Here is a 12,063-nt window from a genome sequence, read left to right on the forward strand (position 1 = left end):
ATACATGGATACATTTGTAATGCTGGAGGAATTGCTGGAGCAGGATCAGTTTGAATTATTGCCAGCAAAAGAGGGCGATACGGAGCGCAGGTTAGTTTATCTGATGAACGATGCCGTGGAAAGCTTTCTGGTATTTCGTGGCGCAGCGCTGACCGGCCATTATCTGGAGGATTATGAGGGAGCGCTGACCTGGTCCATGAGTCGGGATGCGGCCAGGTATGTGCTGGTGGTCCGGCAGGGCGATAACGCGGTGACATTGCTGTTTGAAAATCTGGATTTGGAGGTGCATCTCTATAATTATGGAGAAATCGCGCATTTCTGGGTGCCTGGATATGAATATCTGCGGCAGTTGGAATATCGGATTGCGATTCTCCGGGATAAATGCGAATATCTGGGGCCGGAATATTGCACCCCGGAAGAGCGGCGACTGGCGCATCTGGCCTATTTTCCACCGCTGAATTACTGCTGTTATCCGGCTGTCCCGGCGAAATACATTGTGCCGATTCCGGATCCGTGGAATCCTTCGGAAGAAGCGTTGAATGTCATGGAGGAGCTGGCGCGGGAATGCGGAAATAAAAAGCTTGGGTGGCGGCTAAAGTTTTACCGAAGACATCCCTGGCCCCTTCTGGCAAAACGGATTGCGGCCATGCTGCATCGCACGGAATGCGAGGAGGTGGTAGACCTGTTGTCCCGGCGATTGCGGGAAGCAGTGCAGGATTATCCCAGACGTTCCTTTGGGAAAGCAACTGATAACGCGATAAAACGGCTGGAGCAGCAGGCCGAAGAGCGTCGGCAGGAGCTGGCCCGACAGGGAATCCGCGCGGAGGTGCTACGGGAGGAACCCTTTACCATCGCGCAGGATAATCTGGAATTCCATGTATATCTGATGATCTGGGAAACCAGAGGACGGGACCGCAGGGTGCGGATTGAGACGATAAAATAGATAGGGAAGGGAAAGAGCATCGATGAAAAAATACATCCCCAGAATTTTCAATATTGCAGTAATTTCTACCCTGGCAGTCAGCCCATTGCTATGGAAGAGTAATTGGCTGAATTCGTGGGGAATTTTATTATTATTCCTGTGCCTGATTTTCATCTGCATGAAACCGGGCTGTTATATGGACATTCTACATTCCCGGCGGCTTCGGACCTGTCAGAACGGTGTGGAGCTTATCTATCTGTTCCTAAGCTCTTGCGTGCTGGCCGGTGGATTCTGGCTGGCGACATTTGTAGGCTGGACGTTACCGCAGGTGAAAGCGGAGGCGGACTGGCGACTCTGGCTGGGAGCGGCGGCAGTTCTGATTCTGGTGGAAGCCGTGGTATTCTGGAGCGGGATTCTACGGATTTACCTGTCTTCGGCGCAGATCGGGATAAAATGGCGCCTTATCGGTATCGTCTGCGGTATGATTCCGGTGGTGCATCTCATCGTCCTGGGCAGGTTGGTAAAACTGGCAGCCCGGGAAGTGCAGTTTGAAAATGAGAAAATCGTGCTGGACGAAAACCGTGCGGCAGATCAGGTCTGCGCGACGAAATATCCGATTCTAATGGTTCATGGCGTCTTTTTCCGGGATTTCCGTTACCTGAATTACTGGGGACGGATTCCGGCGGAACTAGAGAAAAATGGGACCGTTATTTACTATGGAAATCATCAGTCGGCGGCCTCTGTGGCCGATTCGGGAGCGGAGATTGCGGCCCGGATTAAGGCCGTACTTCAGGAGACTGGCAGTGAGAAGGTGAACATCATCGCCCATTCCAAGGGTGGTCTGGACAGCCGCTACGCCATTTCCAGGCTTGGGATGGCTCCTTATGTGGCGTCCCTCACCACCATCAACACACCCCACCGGGGCTGCGAATTCGCAGACTATCTGTTGAATCTGATACCTGAGAAACAGAAAAATGCTGTAGCAGCCGCTTACAATGCCACGTTGAAGAAGCTGGGTGACGATAACCCGGATTTTCTGGCGGCTGTGGGCGATCTGACAGCCAGCGCCTGCCGGAAGCTGAACGAAGAACTGCCGGATCCGGAGGGCGTCTACATTCAAAGCACCGGTTCCTGCTTAAAGCACGCCTCCGGCGGCCGCTTTCCGCTGAACCTGACCAACCGTTTCGTCCATTTATTTGACGGCGAAAACGACGGCCTGGTAGGCGAAGCGTCCTTCCCATGGGGTAAAGCCTACACCTATCTGACTGCGCCCGGCCCCCGCGGCATTTCTCATGGAGATATGATTGATTTGAACCGGGAGAATATCGAAGGGTTTGATGTGCGGGAGTTTTATGTAAACTTAGTAAAGGATTTAAAAGAAAAAGGATTTTAACACAAACTTAACATAACCTGCGATCTTCTTTTACCTCTCCTTGATAAGGTGATAACAGAAACAAAAGAAAAAATTAACTTTGAGAAGTTATCATGAATGTAATATCAGGAGGGAGTAGAACATGCAACATGTAGAAATGCTGTTTCGTTTTATCGGAGGTCTGGGTATGTTCCTGTACGGCATGAACGTCATGGCGGACGGACTGCAGAAATCCGCGGGCAATAAAATGAAACATTTACTGGAGTTCCTGACCAGGAACCGTCTGATGGGAATTCTGGTGGGAGCCGGAGTGACCGCAATTATTCAGAGCAGCTCGGCGACCACGGTTATGGTCGTCGGTTTTGTAAATGCGGGTCTGATGAATCTGACCCAGGCAGTGGGCGTCATCATGGGCGCCAATATCGGTACCACGGTGACGGCCTGGCTGGTGTCCATGAGCGAATGGGGGGCGTTCCTGAAGCCGGAATTTTTCGCTCCGCTTTTGATTGGAATCGGAGCTTTTATGCTGCTGTTTTCCAAAAAGGAAAAAATCGTGGATGTGAGTGAAATTCTCATTGGTTTCGGCGTACTGTTTATCGGACTGAGCTTTATGTCCGGCGCGATTACTCCTTACCGGGACGCGCCGATTTTCTCTGAGGCCTTCCGGGTACTGGGCCGGAATCCTATTTTGGGTATGCTGGCCGGTCTGGCGGTTACGGCTCTGATTCAGAGTTCTTCCGCGTCGGTGGGTATTCTGCAGACGCTGGCGGCCAACGGCCTGGTCAACTGGAGCTCGGCGGTATTTATCACCCTGGGACAGAATATCGGTACCTGCGTAACCGCGCTTCTGTCCAGTCTGGGAGCCCATAAGACTGCCAAGCGTGCGGCAGTCATCCATCTGATGTTCAATACCATTGGCGCAATTGTGTTCGGCATTGGTATGTTCATCGTATTTTCCATCAATAAAGCGTGGGCAGCTTCCGATATCAACAGCGTGGGAATTTCCGTGTTCCATACCTTCTTTAATATTACGAATACGCTTCTTCTTTATCCCTTTGGCAATCTTCTGGTGAAGCTGTCCGGAATGATTGTGAAGGACGACGGGGAGGAGGAGCAGGCAGAGGAGGCCTTCGAGCTTCCCCATATCGAATCTCGTTTTCTGGAGACTCCGTCCTTTGCGGTGGAGGGCGCCCTGAAGGAAGTGGTTCGCATGGGCGAGCTGGCGATTGCCCATGTGGAGCTTGTATTTGACGCCATTCGGACCGGCAGCCAGAAACGGGTTGACAAGGCGGTCCGCTTAGAGCAGAATATGAATGAATACGAGAAAAAGATGACAGAATATCTGGCGGAAATCAGCAAGGGTTCCCTGACGGATCATCAGCGTCTCATCATCAATGATCTGTTCTACACTGTCAGCGATCTGGAGCGGATCAGCGATCACTGCGATAATCTGGCGGAACTGACTCAGACCATGATTAACGAAGGACTGCATTTCTCCATGGAGGCCATGCACGGCTTTGAAGAAATCGCCAGCCTGACCGTGGACGCGGTGAAGGCGGCGGTACTGGCCCGTGAGACTGAGAAAATGGCCTACGTGCAGCAGGTGGTTCAGATTGAGGATGAGATCGATGACCTGGAGGAGGATCTCAGAACCCAGCATATTAACAGGCTGGCGCACAATGAATGTTCCGCGGCCCGTGGCGTCATTTTCCTGGATATGCTCAGCAATATTGAGCGGATTTCCGATCATGCAAACAACGTGGTAGGCTACGTGGCAGACGAGAAAGAGGGATAAACGTGAAAAAGAAGGTTCTGGTAGGCTATATTATTGCGGCAATGATTGCGTTAGTCGCGTTTGAATACGCATTTTGGACAAATGGCTTCAGTTATCTGGAGCATCAGAGCGAGAAAAGCTATCTGACCCAGGCGGAAATGCTGCGGGATTTGTTCCAGGCGGAGGAAGTGGCCGGGGAAAACGGTTACGAGCAGTTCGCGGAGAATTACGCGAAAGCCTACAATATCCGGATCACCATTATAGATTCCGAGGGCAATGTGCTGGGAGAGTCCCAGGGAGCCGGCCAGCTGATGAGCAATCATCTGAACCGGGAAGAGGTACAGAAGGCCCTGGAAGGTCAGAGCAACAGCCTGATTCGGAAGTCGGACACCTTTGACGTGGACTACTGTTACTGCGCGGTACCGGTGGACAGCGGTGATTTTCACGGGGTCATGCGTGTGGCCCTGCCCTTAAGCGAACTGAAAAATATGGACAATGAATTTGTCCGTTCCACCATACTGGCAACCCTGGTGCTTCTGGTGGTTGTTATTTTCCTGGGAGCTTACTTCCGGAAATATGTGCAGGCCATGAAGAAGGTGGAAAATATGCGCCGGGAATTTGTGTCCAATGTGACCCATGAGCTAAAGACTCCGCTGACCTCTATCCGGGGTTTCGTAGAGACCCTGAAGGACGGAGCCATTGAGGATCCGAAAATGGCCCATAGATTTCTGGATATTATCGAGATTGAAACTGAGCGCCTGAGTAACTTGATCAGCGACACCTTATTGCTGTCCGAGATTGAGAGTAAGCAGGACACCAACCGGGAGCCCTGCGACGTCAACGCAGTGATTGCCGAGGTGGTGGAGCTTCTGCAGCCCAAGGTTAAGGAGCATGTCCGTCTGATTTTTCAGCCGGATCCGACGTTGAAGCCCTATAACTGCAACCGGGATCGGATCAAGCAGCTGTTGATTAATCTGATAGACAACGGCCTGAAGGCCACGGAGTTCGGCGCGGTTACGATAGTGTGTCATACACTGGGAAATCAGCTGGTGCTGGAAATCTCGGATACCGGTATCGGAATGGAGGAAGAGCAGCTGGAGCGGATTTTCGAACGCTTCTACCGGGTAGATAAGGGACGATCCAAGGCCCAGGGCGGTACCGGACTGGGACTGTCCATCGTGAAGCACATTGTGGAGCTGTATAACGGCACCATCCATGTGACCAGTAAACCGGGCGTCGGAACCGAATTTACAGTGAAGCTGCCCTACTAAAAAAGATCATAGAAATAATGGAAGGCACTGAATCATTGCAGAGGAGATATCATGGCAAAAAAAGTTATATTAACCATAGATGATGAAGAACATATCTTAGATCTGTTGGAGTACAATCTGGAAAAAAATGGATACGAAGTCCTGCGGGCTGAGACAGGAGAAAAGGGCCTGGCGATTCTGAAAACCATGCAGGTGGATCTGGTGCTGCTGGATTATATGCTGCCCGGCATGGACGGGATTGAGGTGCTGAAAAGCCTGCGGGCAGACAAAAACCTGTCTGCTATGCCGGTGATTATGCTGACCGCCAAGGGCGAGGAAATTGACAAGGTCCTGGGACTGGAGATGGGCGCCGACGATTATATCAGCAAGCCCTTCGGTATCCGGGAGCTGCTGGCCAGGGTGAAAGCGCTGCTTCGCAGAAGCTCCCTGGAAAAAATCGAGTCGGAACCGGAGGATAAGATCACAGCGGGAGACCTGATCATTAACAATACCTCCCGGGAGGTTTATATGGAAGGAAAGCCGGTATTCCTGTCCCTGAAGGAGTTTGAACTTCTCTACCTTCTTGCCAGCCACCGGAATCGGGTATTCACCCGGGAGCAGCTTCTGGAACTGATCTGGGGCTATGAATATTCCGGAGAAACCCGGACTGTAGATGTCCATGTGCGGAATCTCCGTAAGAAGATCGAAAAGGATCCGGATCACCCCCAGTATATTCAGACCGTGCGCGGAATGGGATACAAATTCGTCTGAAACAGAATAGGAAATGTAAGAAGAAAAGCTCGCGGAGGCGTCAGTGCAGAGACCCTCTGCCGGGCTTTTTTTATTTCCACATAGTTCTGATGGCACAACAAAACCCTTACCGCTTCTTTACATACCCTTAACGAAACCAGGCTTTTACCCTTAACATTGGCGGTCTAAGATGGTAATCACAGGGCGGACAAGAGAAACCAAACGCCCTGGAGAAGAAAAGAGAGAAGAGGCCGGAAACGTTCACCCGGCGAAAAGGAGAAAACATTATGAAAAAGAAAGCAGTTACCTTATTAATGACAGCAGCACTTACAGCAGCAATGCTTGCAGGATGCGGAAGCTCCAATGCAGCAGATACAGCAGCAACCACTGATACAACCGCAGACGCAGAAGAGACCACTGATGCAGCGGCAGATACAGCAGCAACCGACTTTGATACTGAGGAAGATATCTCCGTATATTCCCGTGAGGACGGTTCCGGAACCAGAGGCGCATTCATCGAGCTGTTCGGCGTAGAAGAGAAGGACGCCAACGGAGAAAAGATTGACAACACCACCGAGGACGCCACCATCACCAACAATACCTCCGTTATGATGACCGGCGTGGCTGGCGATGATTACGCAATCGGATACGTATCCTTAGGTTCCCTGAACGATACCGTAAAGGCACTGAAGATTGACGGCGTAGAGCCGACCGTAGAAAATATCAAGAGCGACAGCTACAAGGTATACAGACCCTTCAACATCGCAACCAAGGGCGAGGTAAGCGAGGCTGCGCAGGATTTCATCGATTATATCCTGAGCGCAGAGGGACAGCAGATTGTAAGCGATGAGGGATACATCACCATCGACGACGCGGCTCCGGCATTCGCAGGCGGCGAGGCAAGCGGCAGCGTGACAGTAGCAGGTTCTTCCTCCGTATCTCCGGTGATGGAGAAGCTGGCAGAGGCTTATATGAAGCTGAATGGCAACGTAAAGATTGAGATTCAGACCAGTGATTCTACCACAGGTATGACCTCCGCTATCGACGGCGTATGCGACATCGGAATGGCTTCCAGAGAGCTGAAGGACACAGAGACAGCTGAGCTTACCGCAACAGTTATCGCACAGGATGGTATCGCGGTAGTTGTGAATAACAACAACCCCATCGACAACCTGACCAAAGACCAGGTAAAGAGCATTTACGTAGGCGAGACTACTTCCTGGAGCGAGGTAGAGTAAGCAAAAGAGGGCAAATGATATGAAACAGGCGGCTTGGAAAGCGCGTATCAAGGAAGTATTTATGCAGGCGGTGTTCTTCATAGCCGCCTGCGCCTCTATTCTGGCAGTAATACTCATTTGTGTATTTCTGTTTGCCAACGGACTTCCGGCCATCGGAAAAATCGGACCGATGGAGTTCCTGCTGGGAACCAGATGGAAGCCGGGCAACAACATTTTCGGAATCCTGCCCTTTATTCTGGGCAGTATCTATGTGACAGCGGGAGCGATTCTCATCGGAGTTCCCATCGGAATCCTGACCTCGATTTTCATGGCGTACTATTGCCCGAAGAAAATTTACCGTCCTCTGAAGGCAGCCACCGAGCTGCTGGCCGGAATCCCGTCGGTCGTGTACGGCTTCTTTGGTATGATGGTTCTGGTTCCCCTGCTCCGGCAGATTCCCCATTGCAAGGGAAATGTCATGCTGACCGCATGCATCCTTCTGGGTATCATGATTCTGCCGACCATCATCGGAACCACGGAAACGGCTCTTCGGAGCGTACCGGCCATGTACCATGAGGGAGCGCTGGCACTGGGAGCAACCAAGGAGCGGAGCGTATTTACGGTTATCGTCCCGGCGGCAAAATCCGGTGTGCTGACCGGGATTGTACTGGGAATCGGCCGGGCCATCGGCGAGACCATGGCAGTTATTATGGTAGCCGGAAATCAGACTAAGATGCCGGAGAGCCTGTTTAAGGGCGTCCGTACCATGACGGCCAATATCGTCATTGAGATGGGCTACGCCACAGACCTGCACCGGGAAGCTCTGATTGCTACGGCGGTTGTACTCTTTGTATTTATTCTGATTATCAACTTAAGCGTATCACTGTTAAGGAGGGGCGGAAATGGAAGCAATTAATAAGCAGACGGCAGGCGATAAGCTCCATGCCCTGTGGAAGCATCCGGGTTCCCTGATTCTGTTCCTGCTGGTGGCGCTGGCAGCCTGCGTGACCTTTGCCGTACTGATTTTCCTGATAGCCTACATTCTGATCCGGGGAGTCCCCTATCTGACGCCGGAGCTGTTCTCCCTGCATTATACCTCGGATAACGTATCCCTGATGCCGGCTCTGTTCAACACCATCGAAATGATTTTCCTGGCGCTGATTCTGGCGGTTCCCGTGGGAATCTTTTCTGCCATTTATCTGGTGGAATACGCGAAAAAGGGAAATAAATTCGTCGGCGTGGTGCGGGTAACGGCGGAGACGCTGTCGGGTATTCCCTCTATCGTCTATGGCCTGTTTGGTATGCTGTTTTTCGTAACGAAGCTGAAATGGAGCTACTCCATGCTGGCAGGCGCTTTCACCCTGGCGATTATGATTCTTCCGCTGATTATGCGGACCACGGAGGAGGCGCTTCTTGCAGTACCGGATTCCTACCGGGAGGGAAGCTTCGGACTGGGAGCAGGGAAGCTCCGGACCGTCTTTCAGGTGGTACTGCCCAGCGCGATTCCGGGTATCCTGGCAGGTGTGATCCTGGGAATCGGCCGTATCGTGGGTGAGACGGCGGCGCTGATGTACACCTCCGGAACGGTGGCCAAGTATGCGGGAGCCATGGAATCGGGCCGTACCCTGGCTTTACATATGTATGTGCTGACCAGTGAGGCCCTGCATGTGGATCAGGCGTCAGCCACAGCCGTAGTGCTGCTCATCATCGTAATCGGAATTAACGCGTTTTCAGGCTTCATCGCAAAGAAGCTGGCGAAGAAGACAGGAGAAGAATAAAGTATGGGTATTATGAACATTGAGAATCTGGATCTGTTCTACGGGGATTTCCAGGCGCTCAAAAATGTAAATATGGAGATTGAGAAAAATGAGATTACCGCTTTCATCGGACCATCCGGCTGCGGTAAATCTACCTTCTTAAAATCTCTGAACCGTATGAATGATATGGTGGCCGGCTGTAAGATTACCGGAAAGGTAACCCTGAATGGCCAGGACATTTATAAGGGAATGGATGTGAACGACCTGCGCCGCAGAGTCGGCATGGTTTTCCAGAAGCCGAATCCATTTCCTATGAGCATCTATGACAATATTGCCTACGGTCCCCGGACCCACGGCATTCGAAATAAAGCAAAGCTGGACGAAATCGTGGAGGAATCTCTGCGGAATGCAGCTATCTGGGATGAGACTAAGGATCGCTTAAAGAAGAGCGCCCTGGGCATGTCCGGCGGTCAGCAGCAGCGTCTCTGCATCGCCAGGGCATTGGCAGTCAAACCGGAGATTTTGTTGATGGATGAGCCGACGTCAGCGCTGGATCCGATTTCCACATCGAAGATAGAGGATCTGTGTATGGAGCTGAAGAAGGACTATACCATCGTTATGGTTACTCACAATATGCAGCAGGCTGCCCGTATTTCTGACAAGACCGCATTTTTCCTGTTGGGCGAGGTCATCGAATACGACAACACAGATCAGATATTCTCCATGCCAAAGGATACACGTACCGAGAATTATATTTCAGGAAGGTTTGGTTGATGCTATGAGAGATTTTTATGAGGAGCAGCTTACCGAGCTGCATACACAGATGATTGCCATGGGCGGTCTGTGCGAAAAGGCCATTTCCAATGCTACAAAAGCGCTGACAGACGGTGATCTGCAGCTGGCAGAGGAAATTATGAAGAATGACGCGATCATCAACCGTCAGGAGCGTGACATCGAGAGTCTTTGTATGAAGCTGATTCTCCATCAGCAGCCAGTGGCCGGGGATCTCCGCCGGGTTTCCGCGGCCCTGAAAATGGTGACGGATATGGAGCGTATCGGCGATCAGGCGGCAGATATCGCAGACATCGTCATTGATATGAACGAAAAGCTTCCGGATAAGTTCCTGCATGTGTGCAAGATGGGCGTGGCTGCCATGAAAATGGTGACAGACAGTGTTACTGCTTATGTGGAAGAAGACCTGGAGCTGGCCCGTCAGGTAATTCGGGATGATGATATTGTGGACGGACTGTTTTTAAAGGTAAGAGGGGAAATCCTGGACGCCATCCGCGACGGCGGCAGCAAGGGCGAGGAGGTGCTCGATCTGTTCATGATCACGAAGTATTATGAGCGGATCGGCGACCACGCCACCAATATTGCAGAGTGGGTGGAGTATTCCATTACCGGGGAGCGGTCCAACGAGAACTAAATATCGTCTGAATGCTTGAATTCCTGAGAAAGCTGAGATATAGTTATCTCAGGCAAATGATAGCAGTATTTCGAGAGAATACAAAATGAAAGCCAGAGAGCGGCAGCTCTCTGGCTTTCTTGTCATTTATGGCTGACTTGTTAATTAAAATTATCAGAAAATAATAAAATATTTACACAAATAAAACAATAAAAGAAGAAAAAATTAAAAATAAGTATTGACAAACGGAAGAAGTCCCGCTATAATACAATTAAAGATAAGGAACACGAAAAACAAGACTAAAGCTTCAGAAGAAAGGAAGCGAAAAACAACTCAACTATCTTCTTAAATATAACCCAGTTATATTTAACATAGAGAATGAGTAATCTAAGTAAAGGAGGTACAGTCCAACAGGAACGTAACGAATCACCCTATAATCTGAGAAAAGAGAGGTACGGACCGCCGAAGACTTAAGAGGGACTTCCTAAGAAAGCTTTCAGAAAGATGTCAATCTTAATCAAAAGCAGAATTACGGAAGGCAGGAAAAAAGGTAACCGTAAATCAATCGTTCGATGAGAATCGGTAAAAAAGAAGAAAAAGCCGGATGAGAAAGAAGAAAGAAAAAGCAAACCGGTATAAATGAACTTTACAGAAGATCGAAAAACAAAAACCGAAGACAGAAGAAATCGAACGGAAAAAGTCTATGAGACTTCAAAATAAAAAGAAATAAAAGAAACTGAAAACAGAATAAAGAAATGAGGTATTAGTCCAATGGACAGCATAGTTTAGCAGCGGGTATCAATGAAAGCAGAGTTGATGCCCGCTGATTTGTTGTGTGGGAAAATTCCCCTACTAAAGCATAACACAATATGCTATAATCCATATAGACATCGCGTACCATCATATAAACGCAGTGAAATTCGCAGAAAAGCGATATGAAGTATCACAGAATATACAAGGGGAATGATAAAGATGAAGTCTCAAAAAAATAAACAGGGTTTTACCTTAGTGGAGCTTATTGTAGTACTGGTTATTTTGGCAATTCTTGCAGCCTTGCTTGTGCCGGCTTTGACCGGATACATTGACAGAGCCAGGGAAAAGAAGCTTACAGCGGAAGCAAAGGGAGTCTGGACGGCTGCGCAGGCAGCGGCTTCTGAGTATTACGGACTGCATATCACGGATGCGGCCATGGAGAAATCCATGACAAATTTCTGTACAATCAATGGGACGAGATACGGTAATCTGGGCAGAATCTCAAACGCGACATTTTCGGATGAACTGAAGAATTGGCATACAAAAAATTTGACTGCCAGCCAGATGATTGGCCAGCAGGTACTGATCTACCTGGAAAGCACCGACAAGACGAATCCCCAGTATCAGTTTGGCAATGCCAGTGTTCCAAAACCGGGGAAAACCTTAAAAGAAAATATTCTGAATAATTTTGGAAGCAACGTACCTGGAAATGCAGTATTTATCCAGATATTTTATGATGAAAACTGCAGAATTCTTGCGCTTAACTTTGGGAAAGAGGGCTATCTGGTAACCATGACGGAGGGACAGGATCCTGTTTGTGAGAAAAACGGAAAGGTGCTTTAAAGATGGGCGAAAGCAAGGAA

At 49.9% G+C, this 12,063-nt stretch carries 11 protein-coding genes; all 11 read left to right on the forward strand.

The window, feature by feature from the left end; all coding sequences use genetic code 11:
* Positions 1–4 precede the first annotated feature (4 nt).
* The 11 genes from ACESZP_RS04355 to ACESZP_RS04405 all read left to right on the forward strand — a co-directional run bounded on the left by ACESZP_RS04355 (position 5) and on the right by ACESZP_RS04405 (position 12,043).
* Positions 5–943, forward strand: coding sequence for a DUF3878 family protein (locus ACESZP_RS04355; RefSeq protein ID WP_178039704.1), 939 nt, complete (start codon positions 5–7; stop codon positions 941–943).
* A gap of 22 nt (positions 944–965) precedes the next feature.
* Complete coding sequence (locus ACESZP_RS04360; protein ID WP_499708138.1) at positions 966–2,315, forward strand: esterase/lipase family protein; 1,350 nt, start codon at positions 966–968, stop codon at positions 2,313–2,315.
* Between the two features lie 121 nt (positions 2,316–2,436).
* Positions 2,437–4,089, forward strand: coding sequence for a Na/Pi symporter (locus tag ACESZP_RS04365; RefSeq protein WP_178039702.1), 1,653 nt, complete (start codon positions 2,437–2,439; stop codon positions 4,087–4,089).
* A gap of 2 nt (positions 4,090–4,091) precedes the next feature.
* Positions 4,092–5,339, forward strand: a complete 1,248-nt coding sequence (locus ACESZP_RS04370; RefSeq protein WP_178039701.1) for an ATP-binding protein — start codon at positions 4,092–4,094, stop codon at positions 5,337–5,339.
* 51 nt (positions 5,340–5,390) lie between these two features.
* Positions 5,391–6,089: a winged helix-turn-helix domain-containing protein gene (locus ACESZP_RS04375; protein WP_499708139.1), complete on the forward strand. Its 699-nt coding sequence runs from the start codon at positions 5,391–5,393 to the stop codon at positions 6,087–6,089.
* Between the two features lie 266 nt (positions 6,090–6,355).
* Positions 6,356–7,306, forward strand: a complete 951-nt coding sequence (locus tag ACESZP_RS04380) for a substrate-binding domain-containing protein (protein ID WP_499708140.1) — start codon at positions 6,356–6,358, stop codon at positions 7,304–7,306.
* A 19-nt stretch (positions 7,307–7,325) separates the two neighbouring features.
* Positions 7,326–8,201: a phosphate ABC transporter permease subunit PstC gene (gene pstC / locus ACESZP_RS04385; RefSeq protein ID WP_178039698.1), complete on the forward strand. Its 876-nt coding sequence runs from the start codon at positions 7,326–7,328 to the stop codon at positions 8,199–8,201.
* Complete coding sequence (gene pstA, locus ACESZP_RS04390) at positions 8,188–9,063, forward strand: phosphate ABC transporter permease PstA (protein ID WP_499708141.1); 876 nt, start codon at positions 8,188–8,190, stop codon at positions 9,061–9,063. Before pstC ends, pstA begins: the two co-directional genes overlap by 14 nt.
* 3 nt (positions 9,064–9,066) lie before the next feature.
* Positions 9,067–9,816, forward strand: a complete 750-nt coding sequence (gene pstB / locus ACESZP_RS04395) for a phosphate ABC transporter ATP-binding protein PstB (protein WP_499708142.1) — start codon at positions 9,067–9,069, stop codon at positions 9,814–9,816.
* A gap of 4 nt (positions 9,817–9,820) precedes the next feature.
* Positions 9,821–10,468, forward strand: a complete 648-nt coding sequence (gene phoU / locus ACESZP_RS04400) for a phosphate signaling complex protein PhoU (RefSeq protein ID WP_178039695.1) — start codon at positions 9,821–9,823, stop codon at positions 10,466–10,468.
* Between the two features lie 951 nt (positions 10,469–11,419).
* Positions 11,420–12,043: a type II secretion system protein gene (locus ACESZP_RS04405; RefSeq protein ID WP_499708143.1), complete on the forward strand. Its 624-nt coding sequence runs from the start codon at positions 11,420–11,422 to the stop codon at positions 12,041–12,043.
* Positions 12,044–12,063 lie beyond the last annotated feature (20 nt).

The sequence above is a fragment of the Candidatus Dorea massiliensis AP6 genome (assembly GCF_964245105.1).
Classification (GTDB): Bacteria; Bacillota; Clostridia; order Lachnospirales; family Lachnospiraceae; genus Laedolimicola; species Laedolimicola intestinihominis.

Bases quoted from the DNA above. Each gene is read 5' to 3' on its own strand.
- ACESZP_RS04355 (WP_178039704.1), top strand. From the start codon at position 5: ATGGATACATTTGTAATGCTGGAGGAATTGCTGGAGCAGGATCAGTTT.
- ACESZP_RS04360 (WP_499708138.1), top strand. From the start codon at position 966: ATGAAAAAATACATCCCCAGAATTTTCAATATTGCAGTAATTTCTACC.
- ACESZP_RS04365 (WP_178039702.1), top strand. From the start codon at position 2,437: ATGCAACATGTAGAAATGCTGTTTCGTTTTATCGGAGGTCTGGGTATG.
- ACESZP_RS04375 (WP_499708139.1), top strand. From the start codon at position 5,391: ATGGCAAAAAAAGTTATATTAACCATAGATGATGAAGAACATATCTTA.
- ACESZP_RS04380 (WP_499708140.1), top strand. From the start codon at position 6,356: ATGAAAAAGAAAGCAGTTACCTTATTAATGACAGCAGCACTTACAGCA.
- pstC (WP_178039698.1), top strand. From the start codon at position 7,326: ATGAAACAGGCGGCTTGGAAAGCGCGTATCAAGGAAGTATTTATGCAG.
- pstA (WP_499708141.1), top strand. From the start codon at position 8,188: ATGGAAGCAATTAATAAGCAGACGGCAGGCGATAAGCTCCATGCCCTG.
- pstB (WP_499708142.1), top strand. From the start codon at position 9,067: ATGGGTATTATGAACATTGAGAATCTGGATCTGTTCTACGGGGATTTC.
- phoU (WP_178039695.1), top strand. From the start codon at position 9,821: ATGAGAGATTTTTATGAGGAGCAGCTTACCGAGCTGCATACACAGATG.
- ACESZP_RS04405 (WP_499708143.1), top strand. From the start codon at position 11,420: ATGAAGTCTCAAAAAAATAAACAGGGTTTTACCTTAGTGGAGCTTATT.